The 19,892-nt window shown below is 72.1% G+C and carries 17 protein-coding genes; 11 read left to right on the top strand and 6 right to left on the bottom strand.

The annotated features are described in order from the left end of the window. The first annotated feature begins 12 nt into the window (after window positions 1-12). Window positions 13-732: a hypothetical protein gene (locus NOD94_RS14940; RefSeq protein ID WP_281206406.1), complete on the top strand. Its 720-nt coding sequence runs from the start codon at window positions 13-15 to the stop codon at window positions 730-732. An 89-nt stretch (window positions 733-821) separates the two neighbouring features. Here the strand turns inward: NOD94_RS14940 and NOD94_RS14935 are convergent, their stop codons facing one another. From NOD94_RS14935 to NOD94_RS14915, 5 genes are all read right to left on the bottom strand, one after another. Next, window positions 822-1,061: a DUF1049 domain-containing protein gene (locus NOD94_RS14935; RefSeq protein WP_281206391.1), complete on the bottom strand. Its 240-nt coding sequence runs from the start codon at window positions 1,059-1,061 to the stop codon at window positions 822-824. Between the two features lie 33 nt (window positions 1,062-1,094). Beyond that, the gene (locus NOD94_RS14930) at window positions 1,095-3,110 is read right to left on the bottom strand and encodes a prolyl oligopeptidase family serine peptidase (RefSeq protein ID WP_281206390.1); all 2,016 of its coding nucleotides are present in this window, start codon (window positions 3,108-3,110) and stop codon (window positions 1,095-1,097) included. A 13-nt stretch (window positions 3,111-3,123) separates the two neighbouring features. Continuing rightward, the gene (locus NOD94_RS14925) at window positions 3,124-4,476 is read right to left on the bottom strand and encodes a M20/M25/M40 family metallo-hydrolase (RefSeq protein ID WP_281206389.1); all 1,353 of its coding nucleotides are present in this window, start codon (window positions 4,474-4,476) and stop codon (window positions 3,124-3,126) included. Next, window positions 4,469-5,302 (bottom strand): M55 family metallopeptidase, encoded by an 834-nt coding sequence (locus tag NOD94_RS14920; RefSeq protein WP_281206388.1) that lies wholly within the window; start codon window positions 5,300-5,302, stop codon window positions 4,469-4,471. The genes NOD94_RS14925 and NOD94_RS14920 overlap by 8 nt, the downstream gene beginning before the upstream one ends. A gap of 226 nt (window positions 5,303-5,528) precedes the next feature. Then, window positions 5,529-5,972: an SRPBCC family protein gene (locus NOD94_RS14915; RefSeq protein WP_281206387.1), complete on the bottom strand. Its 444-nt coding sequence runs from the start codon at window positions 5,970-5,972 to the stop codon at window positions 5,529-5,531. A 174-nt stretch (window positions 5,973-6,146) separates the two neighbouring features. Here NOD94_RS14915 and NOD94_RS14910 point away from each other — a divergent pair, with 174 nt between their 5' ends. From NOD94_RS14910 to NOD94_RS14900, 3 genes are all read left to right on the top strand, one after another. Then, window positions 6,147-7,232 (top strand): Rv2578c family radical SAM protein, encoded by a 1,086-nt coding sequence (locus NOD94_RS14910; protein WP_281206386.1) that lies wholly within the window; start codon window positions 6,147-6,149, stop codon window positions 7,230-7,232. 112 nt (window positions 7,233-7,344) lie between these two features. Then, on the top strand, window positions 7,345-8,943 hold the full coding sequence (locus NOD94_RS14905; RefSeq protein WP_281206385.1) for an alpha/beta hydrolase: 1,599 nt from the start codon (window positions 7,345-7,347) through the stop codon (window positions 8,941-8,943). A 25-nt stretch (window positions 8,944-8,968) separates the two neighbouring features. Further along, on the top strand, window positions 8,969-9,388 hold the full coding sequence (locus tag NOD94_RS14900; RefSeq protein WP_281206384.1) for a RidA family protein: 420 nt from the start codon (window positions 8,969-8,971) through the stop codon (window positions 9,386-9,388). A 54-nt stretch (window positions 9,389-9,442) separates the two neighbouring features. Here NOD94_RS14900 and NOD94_RS14895 read toward each other — a convergent pair whose 3' ends face one another. Continuing rightward, window positions 9,443-10,012, bottom strand: a complete 570-nt coding sequence (locus tag NOD94_RS14895; protein ID WP_281206383.1) for an adenylosuccinate lyase — start codon at window positions 10,010-10,012, stop codon at window positions 9,443-9,445. A 440-nt stretch (window positions 10,013-10,452) separates the two neighbouring features. On the opposite strand from NOD94_RS14895, the gene NOD94_RS14890 reads away from it, so the two are divergent. The 7 genes from NOD94_RS14890 (at window position 10,453) to NOD94_RS14860 (ending at window position 19,775) form a co-directional block, all read left to right on the top strand. Then, the gene (locus NOD94_RS14890) at window positions 10,453-12,255 is read left to right on the top strand and encodes a 3-hydroxyacyl-CoA dehydrogenase (protein WP_281206382.1); all 1,803 of its coding nucleotides are present in this window, start codon (window positions 10,453-10,455) and stop codon (window positions 12,253-12,255) included. 163 nt (window positions 12,256-12,418) lie between these two features. Continuing rightward, entirely contained in the window at window positions 12,419-13,231 is an 813-nt protein-coding gene (locus tag NOD94_RS14885; RefSeq protein ID WP_281206381.1) for a TetR family transcriptional regulator, read from the top strand. A 416-nt stretch (window positions 13,232-13,647) separates the two neighbouring features. Beyond that, complete coding sequence (ccrA, locus tag NOD94_RS14880) at window positions 13,648-14,985, top strand: crotonyl-CoA carboxylase/reductase (protein ID WP_281206380.1); 1,338 nt, start codon at window positions 13,648-13,650, stop codon at window positions 14,983-14,985. Between the two features lie 22 nt (window positions 14,986-15,007). Continuing rightward, window positions 15,008-17,068: a protein meaA gene (locus NOD94_RS14875; protein ID WP_281206379.1), complete on the top strand. Its 2,061-nt coding sequence runs from the start codon at window positions 15,008-15,010 to the stop codon at window positions 17,066-17,068. After that, entirely contained in the window at window positions 17,065-18,039 is a 975-nt protein-coding gene (locus NOD94_RS14870; protein ID WP_281206378.1) for a CoA ester lyase, read from the top strand. The genes NOD94_RS14875 and NOD94_RS14870 overlap by 4 nt, the downstream gene beginning before the upstream one ends. A gap of 15 nt (window positions 18,040-18,054) precedes the next feature. Next, a complete protein-coding gene (locus tag NOD94_RS14865; RefSeq protein WP_073909130.1) occupies window positions 18,055-18,567 on the top strand; it encodes a MaoC family dehydratase in 513 nt (170 codons plus the stop codon). 2 nt (window positions 18,568-18,569) lie between these two features. Then, entirely contained in the window at window positions 18,570-19,775 is a 1,206-nt protein-coding gene (locus NOD94_RS14860; protein WP_257553451.1) for an acyl-CoA dehydrogenase family protein, read from the top strand. The last annotated feature ends 117 nt before the right edge of the window (window positions 19,776-19,892 follow it).

Below are 19,892 nucleotides of genomic sequence, written 5' to 3'. Positions count from 1 at the left end.
CATCCCCCGGTGATGATCGCTGAGGACGTTTCCGCCCTGCTGCTCGCCGCGGCCCGCAACAACGCCGACTGGTGCGACGCCGTGTGCTGCGCCCACGGAGTGCCGACCACCTTCGCTCCGGCCGCCTGGAGCGGAGCCGCGCGCACTCCTCCGATGTATCCGGACGCGGTGTCCCTGACTCCGGGAGCCACCCCGGAGGAGGTGCTGGGCGGCGTCGACACGGCCTCGCCGGGTTGCTGCGTGAAGGACAGCTTCGCCGCGCTGGACCTGACCCCGGCGGGCTTCGAGGTGCTGTTCGAGGCCCGGTGGATCCACCGTCCGGCGGGGCCCGCGGCCGCCGGGACGGGCGACGCGGGCCCGGTGTGGTCGCGGGTGCGCGACGCCGGGGAGCTGGCGGACTGGGAGGCGGCGTGGGGCGACGGGGAGCCGTCCGGGCTGTTCCGACCGGAGCTGCTCGTCCCGGACATCGCCTTCCTGACGGGCCGCTCCGGGGGCCGGATCGTGGCCGGCGCGGTGCTCAGCCTCGGGGGCGGGGTCGTCGGGGTGTCCAACCTGTTCGCCCCGGACCCGGCCGGCGCGGACTCCGCGTGGGCGGCCGCCGTCGGCGCCGCCCACGAGCTGTGGCCGGGGCTGCCCGTCGTGGGCTACGAGCACGGGGAGGACCTCGACGCCGCCGTCCGCGCCGGGTTCGCCCCGCTCGGACCGCTCCGCGTCTGGTTGCACACGGCCTGAGCGGTCGGCCGTCGCGACGCCGACCGGTCGCCGGCGCGGGGTGAGCGGTCGGCCGTCGCGGACCGACCGGGCGGCCCGCGCGCCGCGCGCTACTTCGGGCGGCGGCGCCGGGCCAGGTAGGCGCCGCAGAGCCCGCCGAGCACCGCCGTGCTGAGCAGGGCCACCCACAGCGGCATCGTGACGATCGGGACCAGCAGCCGGATCTCCGTCGACCGGGTGTTCTCGAAGATGAAGACGAGGGTGAGGACCGCGAGGGCGAGGATGCCCACGCGGGCCGGGGTGAACGCGCCGCGGCCCTGGGAGCCGCCCTTCGGGGCTTGGTGGGTCATGGGCCCATGATCCGCCCGCGGGGCGCCCGGGGGTCAGCTGTGCAGGGCCAGACGGGGGACGTCGTCCCGGTCGATCCCGAAGACCTGTGCGTACAGCGACAGTTCCGCCTCCAGGGCCGTGACGATCGTCTCCGCGCGTCGGAACCCGTGGCCCTCGCCCTCGAAGGTGAGGTACGCGTGCGGTACCGCGCGGCCCCGCAGCGCGGTGAGCAGCCGCTCGGCCTGGGCGGGCGGGCAGACCCGGTCGTCCAGGCCCTGGAGCAGCAGGAAGGGCGCGGTGATCCGGTCGGCGCGGGCCACCGGGGACCGTTCGCGGCTGCGCAGGGACAGGGTCCGCGGCGGTCCGGCCAGGCCGTCGGCGTAGTGGGATTCGAGGTCGTGGGTCTCGGCGGCGAAGCCCCGCAGGTCCAGTACCGGGTAGATGATCGCGGCGCAGGCGTAGAGGTCGGTGGCGGCCAGGGAGGCGGCCGCCGTCCAGCCGCCGGCGCTGCCCCCGCGGACGGCGAGCCGGGCGGGGTCGGCGGTGCCCTCGGCGGCCAGGGCCCGGGCGACGGCCGCGCAGTCCTCGACGTCGACCACCCCCCACTGTTCGCGCAGCCGCTCCCGGTAGGCGCGGCCGTATCCGGTGGAGCCCGCGTAGTTCACCTCGACGACGCCGATGCCGCGCGAGGTGAAGTAGGCGATGTGCAGGTCCAGGGCGGGCGGGACGTGGTCGGTGGGGCCGCCGTGCGCCCACACCACGTACGGGGGCCGTTCGGCGGCCGGGGCCCGCACGGCGGGGTGGTGCGGCGGGTAGACGTGCGCGTGGATCTCCCGGCCGCCGGGGCCGGGGAAGGTCCTGGTCTGCGGTTCCGGGTAGTGGGCGGGGTCCACCGGGTCGGCGGCGTGGGCGCCGACGACCCGGGCGTGGCCCGTCGTGGTGTCCAGTTCGACGACCTCGTAGGCGCTGCGCGGGCTGGCGGCGACCCCGTAGACGCGGGTGCCGCTGACGGCCAGGGTCGGCTGCCAGGCGGTCCACGGTCCGGCGGCGTCGACGAGGTCCCCGCTGTCGGGGTCGAGGACGCCCAGCACCGAGGATCCGCGGCCGTGCAGGACGGCGAGGAGCCCGCCGCCGGAGCCCTCGGCGCGGGAGCCGGACAGCGGGGCCAGCCAGCTCAGCCCCGGCTTCCACAGGGGGCCGCCGAACTCCTCCTCGCGGGGGCACAGGTTGACCGCCCCGCCGCCCCCGGTGTCCACCCGGTACGGGTTCCACCAGCCGCTGCGGTCGCTCACCGCGAGCAGGCTCCCGTCGGCGGCCCACGCCACCTGGGCGACGGCCTCGTCCGGGCCGCCGAGGACGCTGCGGGGGGTGCCGAGCGTGCCGTCCGGGGTCACGTCGGCGACCTGGAGTTCGGTGCCGTCCCAGGGCATCCGGGGGTGGTCCCACACCAGCCAGGCGGCGCGCCGCCCGTCGGGGGACAGCCGGGGCCCGGTCCGGAAGCGGTGCCGGTCGTCGGTGAGCTCCCGTACGGCGGTCCGGTCGGCGGCGGCCGACCCGTCGAGCGGTACGGCCGCGGTCACCCGGCGCACGTCACCCGGTCCGGGGCCGGTGAACTCCTCCAGCGCGCACCACACCTCGGCGCCGCGCAGCACCGGGTCGACCCAGCGCAGGCCGCCCCCGACCGTGGAGAGCGGGGTCAGGGGGCGCGGCGCGGGGCTGCCGGGCGCGTCGGGTTCGTACGCGTACATCCGTTGGTCGGCGTGGTGGACGAACACCACGAGCGGCCCCCCGGTGGGCCGCTCGGCGCCCGCCCAGGGCATGCCGCCGTACTCGGTGAACCGGCTGCGGACGTTCCACGGGGCGGGCAGCACGGATCGGGCGGCCCGACCGTCGGCGGGGCGGCGCACGAGGGCGCGCCGGCCGCCCTCCTTCGGGCGGGGCTCGGTCCACCACACCTCGGCGCCGACGGTGCCCAGGTACTCGGGGCGGCCGTCGTGGGAGGCGGCGAGCGCGGCGTCGATCGGGGAGGGCCAACTGCCGTAGGGCAGGTACGGGCCTGGGGCCGCCATCACCGGGCTCCCTTCACAGCGCGCGCAGGGCGCGGTCGAGGACGCGGACGCCGAAGTGGAGGGCGTCGACGGGGACCCGTTCGTCCACGCCGTGGAAGAGGGACCAGTAGTCGAAGCCGGGCGGCAGCCTGAGCGGGGAGTAGCCGTAGCCGGTGATGCCGAGCCGGGAGAACTGTTTGGCGTCGGTGCCGCCGGCCATGCAGAAGGGGACGACGTGTCCGTCGGGGTCGAAGTGCTCGACGCTCTCGCGCAGGATGGCGAAGGTGCGTCCGTCCACGGGGGCTTCGAGGGCGACCTCCCGGTGGTGGAACTCCCAGTGCACGTCGGGGCCTGTGAGTTCCTGGAGGGTCGCCATGAACTCGGCCTCGCCTCCGGGCAGGATGCGCCCGTCGACGTAGGCGGTGGCGTGGCCGGGGATGACGTTCAGCTTGTATCCGGCGCTGAGCATCGTCGGGTTGGCGCTGTTGCGGACGGTGGCCTCGACGAGCGCGCCGACCGGGCCGAGCTTGGGCAGCAGCGCGTCGACGTCGAAGCCGGGGGCGCGGGGTTGGACCGACAGGCCTTGCAGGGCGGCGAGTTCGGTGATGCAGGCGGTGACGGTGTCGGTCAGGCGGACCGGCCATTCGTGTGCGCCGATCCGGGCGACGGCCGCGGCGAGCCGGGTGACGGCGTTGGCCCGGTTCGGCTTGGAGCCGTGCCCGGTGGTGCCGTGGGCGGTCAGTTTCAGCCAGGCGGTGCCGCGTTCGCCGGCCGCGATCGGGTAGAGGGTGCGGCCGGGTCCGGCGTGGACGGTGAAGGCGCCGGACTCGCCGAGGCCCTCCGTACAGCCCTCGAAGAGGTGCGGGTGGTGGTCGGCGAGGAACCCGGACCCGTCGACGGCGCTGTCCTCCTCGTCGGCGGTGTAGGCGATGACGATGTCCCGGCGCGGTCGAACGCCCCGGCGCGCCCAGGCCCGTACGAGGGCCAGCACCATGGCGTCCATGTTCTTCATGTCCACGGCGCCCCGGCCCCAGACCACCCCGTCCCGGACCTCGCCGGAGAAGGGGTTCACGCTCCAGTCGGCGGCCTCGGCCGGCACGACGTCGAGGTGGCCGTGGACGAGGAGGGCCTCGGCGCCGGGGTCGGTGCCCTCGATGCGGGCCACCACGTTGGTGCGGCCCGGGGTCCGCTCCAGCAGGACGGGCTCCAGGCCGGCCCCGGCCAGTCGTTCGGCGACGTACTCGGCGGCGGGCCGCTCCCGGCAGTCACCGCCGCCGCGGTTGCTCGTGTCGATCCGGATCAGCGCGGAGGTGAACTCGACCACCTCGTCGAACGCCGTTCGGTCCAGTGCTGCGTCGTCCTCGGCCACCCGGTGCATGTCAGCCATACTGCTCCTCCACGGCCGCCGAGACGACCGTCGTGACCGCCTTGAAGGTGCGGATCCCCTCGTACATGGTCCCGCTGGTGTACTCGACCCGGCGCTCGCCCGAACGTTCGACGCCGGGCACGACGGTGGCGGCGAGCGACAGGTGCTCGGCGTCGAACTCCACCTCGACGGTGAACGGGCCGCCCCGCACCGGTTCGTGCCGAACGGCGAGCGCCGCGGCCTCGGTGGCGGCGGCCCGGATGTCGGCGGCCGTGCGGGCGGGGGTGCGGCACACGGCCGCGTAGCGCGACACGTGGTCCTTGACGGCGACGGTGATCGCGTCCGGGGCGTAGCCGGCGGCGTCGACGCAGGTCAGGTCGTCGCCGGTGACGAGGACGACGGGGACTCCGTACTCGGCGACGACGTGCGCGTTGAGCGTGCCCTCGCTGGCCGGCAGGCCGTTCAGCCAGACCCCGGTGATGGAGTTGGCGAGGTAGGTGTGGGCGAGGACGCCCTCGGCGCCGGCGCCGGTGTGGTAGCCGACGAAGGCGATGCCGTCGACGTCGCCGCGCTGGACGCCCTCGACCATGGAGAGGGTCTTGTGGCGGCCGGTCAGCAGTTCCGCGCGGGCGTCGAGCTTCTCCAGCAGCAGGTTGCGCATCGTCGAGTGGGCCTCGTTGATGAGGACCTGGTCCGCGCCGCCGTCGTAGAAGCCGAGCACGGCGGCGTTCACGTCGGAGGTGAGCAGGCCGCGACAGCGTTCCCACTGGGACGCGCCGGGGAGTACGTCCTCGGGCCAGGTGACGCCCGTGGCGCCCTCCATGTCGGCGGAGATGAGGATCTTCATCGGGCCCCCCGGTGGGTCGGGTCACGGGAGGCCCACCCTAGGCCCTGGCCGGGCGATCCGCGGGGAGCGGCCCGCGCCGGACGGCGCGGCGCAGCGCCGGACGCGCGGTACCGGGCGTCGGGGCAATCCGGCGGCGCGGGGCCGGTCGGGGTTCCGGCGGCGCGGGGCCGCCGGAACTCCACCCGAACCGGTGAGCCCGGGGGTGGCGCCGTGCGAACGGCTCCGCTCAGTTCTCCACTTGGCGGGCCAGGTTGTCGAGGAGGGTGTCGTAGATGCGGCCGAGGCCCTTGGGGGCGAAGGTGCGCTCGAAGAAGCCGCCGATGCCGCCGGCGCCGTTCCAGACGGTGCTGGCCACGACCTTGGACTTGCCCTCGCCCGCCGGGGTCACGGTCCAGGTGGTGACCATGGAGGAGTTGCGGTCCTTCTCCACGAGCTGGCCGTTCGTGGGCTCGGTGACCTCCAGCAGGCAGTCGCGCACGCGCTTGCTGGTGGCCTGGAGCTTCCAGTGGACCAGGGTGCCCTCGCCGTCGCCGCCCTCGCGGACCTCGTACTCGCTGAAGTGCTCGGGGAGCAGCTTGCCGCGGGAGCCGCTGTAGTCAGCCAGCGTGTCGAACACGGTCTCCGCGTCGGCCGCGATGATCCGCTCCGTGGTGGCCTCGACCTGCGCCATACCTGTTCCTCCAGCAGTTGTGATCGCTCGTCACGGCGAAGCCAACCACCTCCGGCCCGGGCGCCCAAATCCGGTCCGCCCGGCCACCGGCCCGTGCGGGTCGGAGGTGCCGGTCCGCACGATCATGGGAACGTTTGTTCTATTCTCGGGGCCGAGCCACCGAGGGAGGCGCCGATGCGCTGGGACAGCCTGACCGATCACGCCGACAACGCCGCCCACGTCGGGGAGGGCGGGGACGTACGGCCCACCGGGCCCGCCGCGCTGTTCGGGGCGGGCGCCGTCGTGAGCCGTACGATCGACGCCCCCGAATTCCGGGGGATCACCTTCCACGAGGTCCGGGCCCGGTCCCTCGTCAACAAGGTCCCGGGCGCCTCGCGCATGCCGTTCGAATGGACGGTCAACCCGTACCGGGGTTGCAGTCACGCGTGCGTGTACTGCTTCGCCCGCCGCACGCACGCCTACCTCGATCTCGACACGGGCCTCGGCTTCGACTCGCAGATCGTCGTCAAGACGAACGCCCCGGAGGTGCTGCGCCGCGAGCTCGCCGCGCCCCGGTGGACCGGCGCGCACATCGCGATGGGCACCAATGTGGACTGCTACCAGCGCGCGGAGGGCCGCTACCGACTGATGCCCGGGATCATCGAGGCCCTGCGGGACCGCGCCAACCCCTTCTCCATCCTGACCAAGGGCACGCTCATCCTGCGCGACCTCCCCCTGCTCCGGGAGGCGGCCGAGGTCACCGACGTCGGCATCTCCGTCTCCGTCGGCTTCACCGACACCGCCCTGTGGCGGACCGTGGAGCCCGGTACGCCCTCGCCCGCCGCCCGACTGAACGCCGTGCGGACCCTGACGGAGGCGGGCATCGAGTGCGGGGTGCTGATGGCCCCGGTGATCCCCTTCCTCGGCGACTCCCCGGAGCAGCTGAGGGACACCGTCCGGGCCGTCGCGGAGTCCGGGGCCACCTCCGTGACACCCCTGGTACTCCATCTGCGGCCCGGGGCGCGCGAGTGGTTCACGGCCTGGCTGGGCGAGCACCACCCCCACCTGATCGAACGGTACGAACGGATGTACGCGGGCGGTTCGTACGCGCCGACCTGGTACCAGCGGCAGATCACCCGCCAAGTCCACCGACTGGCGGCCGAATTCGGCATCGGCCCGGGCGGTCGCGGGGCGCCCCGCCGAGCCGGTTCGGTCCGGCCGCAGGGCGCGGGAGCCGCCGGGGCGGAAGCGTCCGGGCCGACGCAGCTGACCCTCCTGTGACCCGCGACGGCCCTTGAAGGGTCATCACATCGGGCCAATGCGCCGCCCAATCCCGCCTTCCGGGCACGGTTTCCGGGACGATTCCGCCCAGAACCCTCGGCTGGGAGGCCCCATGCTCCACCCCACGAAGAAGCGCGCCGCCGCGAAGAGGCGCGCCGCCGTCCTGCTGTCGATCTCCGCCGTCGCCGCCGTGCTGACGAGTCCCGTGACGGCCGCCCCGGCGGACCCCGCGGCCCCGGCCGCCGCCGCGCCCGGGCAGGCGGCGCTGCGCTGGACCGGCTGCGCGACCCCCCGCTACCCGACGCTCCAGTGCGCCTCCCTCCCCGTCCCCCTCGACCACGACCGGCCCGCCGGACGGCAGATCTCCCTGGCCCTGACCCGGGTGCCGCACACCGCCGCCACCTCCCAGGGCCCGCTGCTGGTCAACCCCGGCGGTCCGGGCGGCAGCGGCCGCGCCCTGGCCGGGTTCGTCGCCTCCACCCTGCCCAAGGACGTGGCCGCCCAGTACGACGTGATCGGCTTCGACCCCCGGGGCGTCGGCAGGAGCGAGCCGTCCCTGGACTGCGCCGCCGGGCACTTCAACCCCGTGCGTCCGGACTCCGTACCGCTCGACGCGGCGACCGAACGGGCCAACCTGGAGCGGGTCCGCGCCTTCGCCGATTCCTGCCGGACCAAGCACGCGGACGTGCTCCCCCACGTCGGCACCGTCTCCGCCGCCCGCGACCTGGAGGTGCTGCGCACCGCGCTCGGGGCGCAGCGCCTGAGCTACTTCGGATACTCGTACGGGACCTACCTCGGCGCGGTGTACGCCCGCCTCCACCCGGACCGGGTGCACCGGCTCGTCCTGGACTCCGTGGTCGACCCGGCCGGGGTCTGGTACGAGGACAACCTCTCGCAGGACCTGGCCTTCGACGCCCGCCACAAGGCGTTCCTCGCGTGGGTGGCCAAGTACGACGCCACGTACGGGCTGGGCACCGACCCGGCGCGGGTCGAGAAGCTCTGGTACGGGATGCGGGACGCGCTGCGCGGCACCCCGGCGGGCGGCAAGGTGGGCCCGGCCGAGCTGGAGGACACGTACATGCCGGGCGGCTACTACAACGGCTACTGGCCGAACCTCGCCGAGGCCTTCGCGGCGTACGTCCTGAAGCAGGACGCGAAGCCGCTCGTGGCGGCGTACGAGCGGTTCGGCGCGGTGGAGCCCTCGGCCGGCAACGGGTACAGCGTCTACACGGCGGTGCAGTGCCGGGACTCGGCCTGGCCGACCGACTGGAACGCGTGGCGCGCCGACATGTGGCGCACGCACGCCAAGGCGCCCTTCATGACCTGGAACAACGCGTGGTACAACGCGCCCTGCGCGTTCTGGCCGACGGAGTCCCTGCGCGCGCCGGACGTGACGAACTCCGAACTCCCGCCCGCGCTGCTGTTCCAGGCGACGGAGGACGCCGCGACGCCCTTCGGCGGCGCGGTGAGCATGCGGGACAAGCTGAAGGGTTCGGCACTGGTGGTGGAGGAGGGGGGCGGCAACCACGGCATCGCCCTCAGCGGCAACAAGTGCCTGGACGAGAAGCTCGCCGCGTACCTGAGGACGGGAGCGGCCGCCGACGCCACCTGCCCGGCCCAGCCGGCCCCGACCCCGGCGGCGGCGACCAAGGCGCTCCCGCCCTCCTCGGGCGGCGCCGCCCTGCACGGGCTCCTGGGCTTCCGCCACTGACCCCGGCCGGGGCAGGATCGTCCCCATGATCACGACACCGCACACGGCCGGCGGGCTCACCCGCGTCGCCGCTCCCGAGGGCGTCGCGCCCGGCTCCGGATACAACCACGTCGTCTGGGGGACCGGCCGCTTCGTGGCCGTCTCCGGACAGTGCGCCTTCGACGAGAAGGGCGAGTTGGTCGGCGAGGGCGACGCCGCCGCCCAGGCCCGGCAGGTCTTCGAGAACCTGCGCCGGTGCCTGGCGGCGGCGGGCGCGGGCTTCGAACACGTGGTGAAGCTGACCTACTTCGTCACCGACGTCGCCCACCTGCCCGCCGTCCGCGCGGCCAGGGACGAGGTGATCGCCCCGGACCTCCTGCCGGCGTCCTCGGCGGTCCAGGTCGCGGCCCTCTTCCGCCCCGAACTCCTCCTGGAGGTGGAGGCCTTCGCGATCCTGCCCGCCTGACCCGCCCCGGGCGGCCACCCGGGGCGAAGCGACCAGGCGTCCGGGGACGGGACCCTAGGCGTCCGGGTGTCCGCCCAGCAGGCGGCCCAGGGCGTCCGTCGCCGCGACCGCGAGGCGCGGGTGGGACTGCGCCCGGACGAGCACGTCGCGGGCGCGGGCGTCGGCCAGGGCCCCCAGCCCCTCCACGCAGGCGAGCGCCACCCGCCAGTACGGGTCGTGCGGCGCGAGCAGCCGCGACAGGGTGGCGATCAGGGCGGGGGCCGACTCGGGGGCGCGCAGCGCGGCCAGCAGCCGCACCGGGTGCAGGGCGTAGGCGGTGCGCAGGGAGTTGGTGGCCAGGGCCGCCGCCGCGCGGGCGGTGCGCGGGTCCCCGAGGACGGCCAGGGCCCGGGCGGCGGCCTCGCAGCGCGGCGGGTCACGGTGGTTCAGGAGCAGCACCAACGGCTCGAAGGCGCGCCGGTCCCCGGCGAGGCCCAGGCGGTAGGCGGCCAGTTCGCGGGCCCACAGGGGCCGGCCGGCCGAGGTCAGGGAGTCCGCCAGCGCGTCGGGGTCGGCCGCGAGCAGCGCCTCGTACTCCGGGGATCCGGTCGACTCCGCCCGCAGGCGCTCCAGCACGTCGTTCACCCGCCCACCCTAGGCGCGCCGGGCCCCCGGAATCAGGCGTTCCGAGGACCCCGTTGATCGATGATCGATGATCGGTACATTTGGGCGTTCCAGGTCACATCTCCGCACTCTGGCGGACCAGTTACCAGCGGGTTACAGTCACTGCCATACGTACGAGGACGGCCTGGTGACGCAGCCGCCCCGTACCAGTCGGTTCAACCGCAACACCACGGCAGGACCCCGGGACAGGGTCGTGCCGCCCCACCGGCCCGCCGCGCCCCACCCTCAGGGCGCCTCTCACCGGGCCCACCCGCACGGCTCCTTCCGCACGGCTTCCGTTCCTTCCGTGCGGCTTCTTCCCCTCTCCCGTACGGCCTCCTTCTCCCCGTACGGACTCCGCGCGCGCCGTGCACCGCGCGCCGCCACCCTCAGTCGTCACCCTCTTCCACTGGAGTCCCGCGATGGACCGTCCGTCCACGTCCAGTCAGTCCACCCTCCGGACCGTCGCCGTCGTCGGCCTCGGCACCATGGGCACCGGTATCGCCGAGATCCTGGCCCGGGCCGGCCGCGAGGTCATCGGCATCGACGTCAGCGAGGCCGCCGCCCGGCGCGCCACCGCCTCCCTCGCCTCCGCCACGGCCCGTTCCGTCACCCGGGAGCTGATCACCGAGCAGGAGCGCGAGGGCGTCCTCGCCCGGTTCCGCACCTTCACCGACCTCGCCGCGGCCTCCGAGGCCGACCTCGTCATCGAGGTCGTCCCGGAGGACTACGAGCTCAAGCACCGGCTGTTCTGCGAGCTCGACGCGATCGTGCGGCCCGACACGATCCTGGCCACCGGCACCAACGCCCTCTCGGTGACCCGGCTCGCCGCCGAGTCGCAGCGACCCGAACGCGTGCTGGGCCTGCACTTCTTCAACCCGGCGCCCGCGATGAAGCTCGTCGAGATCGTCTCCTGCGTGCTCACCGCGCCGCCGGCCGTCGAGGCGGTCACCGATCTGGCGCGCGAGCTCGGCAAGGAGCCGGTGTCGGTCGGCGACCGGCCCGGGTTCGTCGCCGACGGCCTGCTGTTCGGCTACCTCAACCAGGCCGCCGCCATGTTCGAGGCCAAGTACGCCTCCCGCGAGGACATCGACGCGGCGATGCGGCTCGGCTGCGGCCTGCCGATGGGGCCGCTGGCCCTGCTCGACCTGGTCGGCGTGGACACGGCCCGTACCGTCCTGGAGGCGATGTACGCCTCCTCCGGGGACCGGCTGCACGCCCCGGCCCCGATCCTGGGCCACCTCGCCGAGGCCGGCCTCACCGGGCAGAAGTCCGGGCGCGGCTTCTACACGTACGAGGCTCCGGGCAGTTCGGTGATCGTCCGCGACCTCCAGACCCCGCCGGACGGTTCGCTGCTCGGCGCCGGCCGTCCGGTGTCCTCGGTCGGGGTGGCCGGTTCCGGGACGATGGCGAGCGGTATCGCCCAGGTCTTCGCGCAGGCCGGGTACGACGTGGTGCTGGCGGCCCGCAGCCAGGAGAAGGCGGAGGCCGCGAAGGCCGCGATCGGGAAGTCCCTGGGCCGTGCGGTGTCCAAGGGCCGACTGACCGAGGAGGCCGCCGCGGCGACCCTGGGGCGGATCGCGCCGGCCGGTTCGCTGGAGGCGTTCGCGGAGGTGGACCTGGCCGTCGAGGCCGTCGCCGAGGACCTCGCGGTCAAGCAGGAGCTGTTCGCCGGGCTGGACAAGGTCTGCAAGCCGGGCGCGGTGCTGGCCACCACCACCTCCTCGCTCCCGGTGATCGCCGTGGCCCGTGCGACGTCGCGGCCCCAGGACGTGATCGGGATGCACTTCTTCAACCCGGCTCCCGCGATGAAGCTGGTCGAGGTGGTGCGGACCGTGCTGACGGCCGATGACGTGCACGCCACCGTCCGCGAGGTCTGCGGCAAGGTGCGCAAGCACCCGGTGGACTGCGGCGACCGGGCCGGGTTCATCGTGAACGCGCTGCTGTTCCCGTACCTGAACAACGCCATCAAGATGGTCGAGCAGCACTATGCGGGCATCGACGAGATCGACGCCGCGATGAAGCTGGGCGGCGGCTACCCGATGGGGCCCTTCGAGCTCCTCGACGTGGTCGGCCTGGACGTGTCGCTCGCCATCGAGAAGGTGCTCCACCAGGAGTTCCGCGATCCCGGTCTGGCCCCGTCCCCGCTGCTGGAGCACCTGGTGGCGGCGGGCTGCCTGGGGCGCAAGACCGGCCGCGGATTCCGTGAGTACGCCCGCCGGTAACCGGCCGGGCCCCGAGCAGGATGCGTGGGGAGGGTTGCTCGGGTCCGCCGGACCCTCACGGCGGACGAACCCTCCCGAGCCCAGTGCGGGCCCTCCCCCGCATCCATCCCCCGTCCACCCCCCACAGGCGCGCTCCCCTGCGCGAATGAAGTACTTTCGCTCTATGTCCCAGCCCGCCAAGACCTCACCCCGCGCCTCCTCCGCCCCGGACGTCCCGGAGAGCGCGGCCGGCACCCGAGCGGCCGCCCAGCGGCTCAAGATGCGCCGGGAGCTGGCCACGGCGGCCATGGAGCTGTTCGCGACCAAGGGGTACGAGGCCACGACGGTCGACGAGATCGCCGCGACCGCCGGGGTGGCCCGCCGGACGTTCTTCCGGCACTTCCGGTCCAAGGAAGAGGCGATCTTCCCGGACCACGACGACACCCTGACCCGCGCCGAGGCAGTGCTGGACGTGGCGCCGGCGCACGAGCACCCGCTCGACACGGTGTGCCGTGGGATCAAGGAAGTCATGAAGATGTACGCCGCCGCCCCCTCGGTGTCGGTGGAGCGCTACCGGCTGACCCGTGAGGTGCCGGCGCTGCGCGAGCGGGAGATCGCCTCGGTGGCCCGCTACGAGCGGCTGTTCACCCGGTACCTGCTGGCGCACTTCGACGAGACCGACCACCACGACGGCAACGACGACCCGCTGCTGGCGGAGGTGGCCGCCTCGGCGGTGGTGACCGCCCACAACCACGTGCTGCGGCGCTGGCTGCGGGCCGGCGGGCAGGGGGACGTGGAGGCGCAGCTGGACCACGCCTTCTCGATCGTGCGCAAGACCTTCGGTTCGGGGATCGGCGCGGGCCGCACGGCGGGCACCGCCGCGCCGGCGCCGGCGGCGGTGCGCACCGAGGGCGAGGTGCTGGTCGCGGTGGCCCGTACGGACGCCCCGCTGGACGAGGTCATGCGGACCATCGAAGAGGCGCTCAGGAACAAGTAGGCGAACTTCCCGGCCATCGGCCGGGTGGTTCCGGTCACAGCGGCCGCTCCCGGTTTCGGGGGCGGCCGTTGTCGTATGTCCACCTTGCCCCTACTCGCGGGTAACTCTGATCGATCATCGCTCATCTGCGCAGGTCAATCGGCAAATGAGAGAAAGTTTTGGCACGCGGTGCCTTGTCGAGTGACACGGGGTGCCATACGTTGAATCTCGTCCGGATGTCCCCGCGGCCCACGCCCACTCGGCACGGAACGCGCCCCGGATGCCTGCGTCACCAGGCCACCGGGCCCGCCCCACCACAGGCGGGCCGGCACAAGCTCCGCCGGACCGACGGCACCCGCACCACCCACACCACACGTATCCCGCGCACCCGCGTATCCCTCAGCGCACCCTCATCAGCGCTCGCCGGAGGCAATACCGTGAAGGACATCCTGGACGCGATTCAGTCGCAGTCCGCCACCGCCGCAGACTTCGCGGCGCTGCCGCTGCCCGACTCGTACCGCGCGATCACCGTGCACAAGGACGAAGCGGAAATGTTCGCGGGGCTCACGACCCGCGAGAAGGACCCGCGCAAGTCCCTCCACCTCGACCAGGTCCCGCTGCCCGAGCTGGGCCCGGGCGAGGCCCTGGTGGCCGTCATGGCCTCGTCGGTCAACTACAACTCCGTGTGGACCTCGATCTTCGAGCCGGTCTCCACGTTCAGCTTCCTGGAGCGCTACGGCAAGCTCAGCGAGCTCAGCAAGCGCCACGACCTGCCGTACCACGTCATCGGCTCCGACCTCGCGGGCGTCGTGCTGCGCACCGGCCCCGGCGTCAACGCCTGGCGGCCCGGCGACGAGGTCGTCGCGCACTGCCTCTCGGTCGAGCTGGAGTCCTCCGACGGCCACAACGACACGATGCTCGACCCCGAGCAGCGCATCTGGGGCTTCGAGACCAACTTCGGCGGCCTGGCGGAGATCGCGCTGGTCAAGTCCAACCAGCTGATGCCCAAGCCCGACCACCTCAGCTGGGAGGAGGCCGCCTCCCCCGGCCTGGTCAACTCGACCGCCTACCGCCAGCTGGTCTCCCGCAACGGCGCCGGCATGAAGCAGGGCGACAACGTCCTGATCTGGGGCGCCAGCGGCGGCCTCGGCTCGTACGCCACCCAGTTCGCGCTGGCCGGCGGCGCCAACCCGATCTGCGTGGTCTCCAGCCCCGAGAAGGCCGACATCTGTCGGGCCATGGGCGCGACCGCGGTCATCGACCGCAACGCCGAGGGCTACAAGTTCTGGAAGGACGAGCACACCCAGGACCCGAAGGAGTGGAAGCGCTTCGGCAAGCGCATCCGCGAGCTGACCGGCGGCGAGGACATCGACATCGTCTTCGAGCACCCCGGCCGCGAGACCTTCGGCGCGAGCGTCTACGTCACCCGCAAGGGCGGCACCATCACCACCTGCGCCTCCACCTCGGGCTACATGCACGAGTACGACAACCGCTACCTGTGGATGTCGCTCAAGCGGATCATCGGCTCGCACTTCGCGAACTACCGCGAGGCCTGGGAGGCCAACCGCCTGATCGCCAAGGGCAAGATCCACCCCACGCTCTCGAAGGTCTACTCCCTGGAGGAGACCGGGCAGGCCGCCTACGACGTCCACCGCAACCTCCACCAGGGCAAGGTCGGCGTCCTGGCGCTGGCGCCCGCGGAGGGTCTGGGCGTCCGCGACCACGAGCTGCGCGCCCAGCACATCGACGCCATCAACCGGTTCCGGAACATCTGAAGTCCGCAGAGGATCGCCTGAGATGACAGAGCGCCAGAAGGACAGGCCGTGGCTCATGCGGACGTACGCCGGCCACTCCACGGCCGAGGCGTCCAACGAGCTGTACCGCCGCAACCTCGCCAAGGGCCAGACCGGCCTGTCCGTCGCCTTCGATCTGCCGACGCAGACGGGCTACGACCCCGACCACATCCTCGCCCGCGGCGAGGTGGGTCGGGTCGGGGTCCCGGTCTCCCACCTGGGTGACATGCGCCGGCTGTTCCAGGACATCCCCCTGGAGCAGATGAACACCTCGATGACGATCAACGCCACCGCCATGTGGCTACTGGCGCTCTACCAGGTGGCCGCCGAGGAGCAGGGCGCGGACATCGCCCTGCTCCAGGGCACCACCCAGAACGACATCGTCAAGGAGTACCTCTCGCGCGGGACGCACGTCTTCCCGCCCGGGCCCTCGCTCCGCCTGACGACGGACATGATCGCGTACACGGTCAACCACATCCCGAAGTGGAACCCGATCAACATCTGCAGCTACCACCTGCAGGAGGCCGGGGCCACCCCGGTCCAGGAGATCTCGTACGCGATGTCCACCGCCATCGCCGTCCTGGACTCGGTTCGCGACTCGGGCCAGGTGCCCGAGGAGCGGTTCGGCGAGGTCGTCGCCCGGATCTCCTTCTTCGTGAACGCGGGCGTCCGCTTCATCGAGGAGATGTGCAAGATGCGCGCCTTCGGCCGCATCTGGGACAAGGTCACCCTGGAGCGCTACGGCATCACCAACGAGAAGCAGCGGCGCTTCCGCTACGGCGTCCAGGTCAACTCCCTGGGCCTGACCGAGGCGCAGCCCGAGAACAACGTCCAGCGCATCGTGCTGGAGATGCTGGCGGTCACCCTCTCCAAGGACGCCCGCGCCCGCGCGGTGCAGCTGCCCGCCTGGAACGAGGCGCTGGGCCTGCCCCGGCCGTGGGACCAGCAGTGGTCGCTGCGCATCCAGCAGGTCCTGGCGCACGAGAGCGACCTGCTGGAGTACGAGGACGTCTTCGCGGGCTCCCACGTGATCGAGGCGAAGGTCGGCTCGCTGGTCGAGGAGTGCCTCGCCGAGATCGACCGGATCCAGGAGATGGGCGGCGCGATGGCCGCCGTCGAGTCCGGCTACCTCAAGTCGCAGCTGGTCTCCTCGCACGCCGAGCGGCGCGCCCGGATCGAGGCCGGCGAGGACAAGATCGTCGGCGTCAACTGCTTCCAGCAGACCGAGGAGAACCCGCTCACCGCCGACCTGGACGGCGCCATCATGACGGTCGACCCGGCCACCGAGGCCGTGACCGTGGAGCGCATCCGCCGCTGGCGCGCCGAGCGGCAGGAGTCCTCGGACCGCCAGGGCGACGGCGACCCCTTCGTCTTCCCGACCACCCAGCAGGCCCTCGAACGCCTCAAGGAAGCCGCGGCGGGCACCGAGAACCTGATGGAGGCCACCCTGGAGTGCGCCCGGGCGGGCGTCACCACCGGCGAGTGGTCGAGCGCCCTGCGCGAGGTCTTCGGCGAGTTCCGCGCCCCGACCGGCGTCTCCTCGGCCCCGGTCGCCGTCACCGCCGAGGCGGGCACGCCGATGGCGCTCGTCCGCGAGAAGGTCTCCCGCACGGCCGACGAGCTCGGCTCCGGCCGGCTGCGCCTGCTGGTCGGCAAGCCGGGCCTGGACGGACACTCCAACGGCGCGGAGCAGATCGCCGTCCGGGCCCGCGACGCGGGCTTCGAGGTGGTCTACCAGGGAATCCGGCTGACGCCCGAGGAGATCTCCTCGGCGGCACTGGCCGAGGACGTCCACTGCGTGGGACTGTCCATCCTGTCCGGTTCGCACAGCGCGCTGGTGCCCGACGTCCTGGAACGGCTGCGCGCGGCGGGGGCGGGCGACATCCCCGTCATCGTCGGCGGCATCATTCCCCAGGCCGACGCGGTGTCGCTGAAGGCGGCCGGGGTGGCCGCCGTGTTCACTCCGAAGGACTTCGGCATCACGGAGATCATCGGCCGTATCGTCGACGAGATCCGCAAGGCCAACAAGCTCGACTCTCTCGAAAGCACGGAGGTCCCCGCATGACCACGCCCTCTTCCCCGGTGAACCGGCTGCGGCCGCGCCGTTCCTGCCTCGCGGTGCCGGGTTCCAACCCGCGCTTCCTGGAGAAGGCCCAGGGCCTGCCCGCCGACCAGGTCTTCCTGGACCTGGAGGACGCCTGCGCCCCGCTCGCCAAGGAAGGCGCCCGCCACACCATCGTGGACGCCCTGAACAACGGCGACTGGACCGGCAAGACCCGCGTGGTGCGCGTCAACGACTGGACGACGCACTGGACGTACCGCGACGTCATCACGGTCGTCGAGGGCGCCGGCCAGAACCTCGACTGCATCATGCTGCCGAAGGTCCAGGACGCCCAGCAGATCGTGGCGCTCGACCTCCTGCTCACCCAGATCGAGAAGACCATGGGCTTCGAGGTCGGCAAGATCGGCATCGAGGCGCAGATCGAGAACGCCAAGGGCCTGGTGAACGTCGACGCCATCGCGGGCGCCTCGCCGCGCCTGGAGACCATCATCTTCGGGCCGGCCGACTTCATGGCCTCGATCAACATGAAGTCCCTGGTCGTGGGCATGCAGCCGCCCGGCTACGGCGCGGACGCCTACCACTACATCCTGATGCGCATCCTGATGGCCGCCCGCACCCACGACCTCCAGGCGATCGACGGCCCCTTCCTCCAGATCAAGAACGTGGACGGCTACCGCGAGGTCGCCGGCCGCGCCGCGGCCCTCGGCTTCGACGGCAAGTGGGTGCTGCACCCCGGCCAGGTCGACGCGGCCAACGAGGTGTTCTCCCCGTCGCAGGAGGACTACGACCACGCCGAGCTGATCCTCGACGCGTACGACTGGTGCACGTCCGAGGCGGGCGGCAAGAAGGGCTCGGCGATGCTCGGCGACGAGATGATCGACGAGGCCAGCCGCAAGATGGCCCTGGTCATCGCGGGCAAGGGCCGCGCCGCCGGCATGCGGCGTACCAGCAAGTTCGAAATCCCCGTCGGCTAGAAAGGCCTGACCCTCATGCAGTTCGGACGCACGTACGAAGAGTTCGAGGTCGGGGCGGTCTACAAGCACTGGCCCGGGAAAACGGTCACCGAGTACGACGACCACCTGTTCTGTCTGCTGACCATGAACCACCACCCGCTCCACATGGACAGCAACTACGCCGAGAACACCACCGACTTCGGCAAGAACGTGGTCGTGGGCAACTACATCTACTCGCTGCTGCTGGGCATGTCCGTGCCGGACGTCTCCGGGAAGGCCATCGCCAACCTGGAGATCGAGTCCCTGCGGCACGTGGCGCCGACCTTCCACGGCGACACGCTCTACGGCGAGACCACGGTCCTCGACAAGACGCCGTCGAAGTCGAAGGACGACCGCGGCATCGTGTACGTGGAGACCAAGGGATACAAGCAGGACGGCACCCTCGTCTGCGTCTTCCGGCGCAAGGTGATGGTCCCGACCGAGACGTACATCAAGGAGCGCGGCGGCGAGCAGCCCGGCCGGCCCACGCTGAAGGAACAGGGGAAGTAGCCATGGCCCGACTCGCCCAGACCGCCGGGCTGACCGACGTCCAGCGGGAGATCCTCAAGACCGTCCGGGAGTTCGTCGACAAGGAGATCATCCCGGTCGCGACCGAGCTGGAGCACCGCGACGAGTACCCGCAGCAGATCGTCGACGGCCTCAAGGAGCTCGGCCTCTTCGGGCTGATGATCCCCGAGGAGTACGGCGGCCTGGGTGAGTCGCTGCTCACCTACGCGCTGTGCGTGGAGGAGATAGCGCGGGGCTGGATGTCCGTCTCGGGCATCATCAACACCCACTTCATCGTGGCGTACATGCTCAAGCAGCACGGCACGCAGGAGCAGAAGGACCACTTCCTCCCGCGGATGGCGCTGGGCGAGGTGCGCGGCGCGTTCTCGATGTCCGAGCCGGGCCTGGGATCCGACGTGTCGGCCATCACGTCCAAGGCGGTGAAGGACGGTGACGAGTACGTCCTGAACGGCCAGAAGATGTGGCTGACGAACGGCGGCACGTCCACCCTGGTGGCCGTTCTGGTGCGAAGTGACGAAGGACACCCCGAGGGCACGGCGCCCCACAAGTCGATGACGACCTTCCTGGTCGAGAAGGAGCCGGGCTTCGGCGAGGTCCGTCCGGGCCTGACCATCCCCGGCAAGATCGACAAGATGGGCTACAAGGGCGTCGACACGACCGAGCTCATCATGGACGGACTGCGCATTCCGGCCAATCGCGTCCTCGGCGGGCAGACGGGCCGAGGGTTTTACCAAATGATGGACGGCGTGGAGGTCGGCCGCGTGAACGTGGCGGCCCGTGGTTGTGGCGTCGCACAACGTGCGTTCGAACTGGGTGTCTCGTATGCCCAGCAACGTCACACTTTCGGCAAGGCCATCGCTGAGCACCAGGCCATTCAGTTCAAGCTGGCCGAGATGGCTACCAAGGTCGAAGCCGCCCATGCGATGATGGTCAATGCGGCACGCAAAAAGGACTCCGGGGAACGAAACGACCTCGAAGCAGGGATGGCGAAGTACCTCGCCTCCGAATACTGCAAGGAAGTCGTGGAAGACGCGTTCCGTATCCACGGTGGATACGGATTCTCGAAGGAGTACGAGATCGAGCGCCTCTACCGGGAGGCCCCGATGCTGCTGATCGGCGAAGGTACCGCCGAGATCCAGAAAATGATCATTGGGCGACGCCTGCTCGAGGAGTACCGGCTCCAGGGCTGAAAGTCCCATTTGCGGTGGATCGCCCAGCGATCCTCCGCAACGGGATCACAGCCAGTGACTGGACGGCGGCCATCGACTCGGCTTCTGGCTTGCCCAGTTGTTGCGCGCAACCGATAG

Origin of the sequence: Streptomyces sp. Isolate_45, assembly GCF_024721315.2 — a bacterium.
Taxonomy (GTDB): domain Bacteria; phylum Actinomycetota; class Actinomycetes; order Streptomycetales; family Streptomycetaceae; genus Streptomyces.
This window is presented reverse-complemented; position numbering and strand designations above follow the sequence as displayed.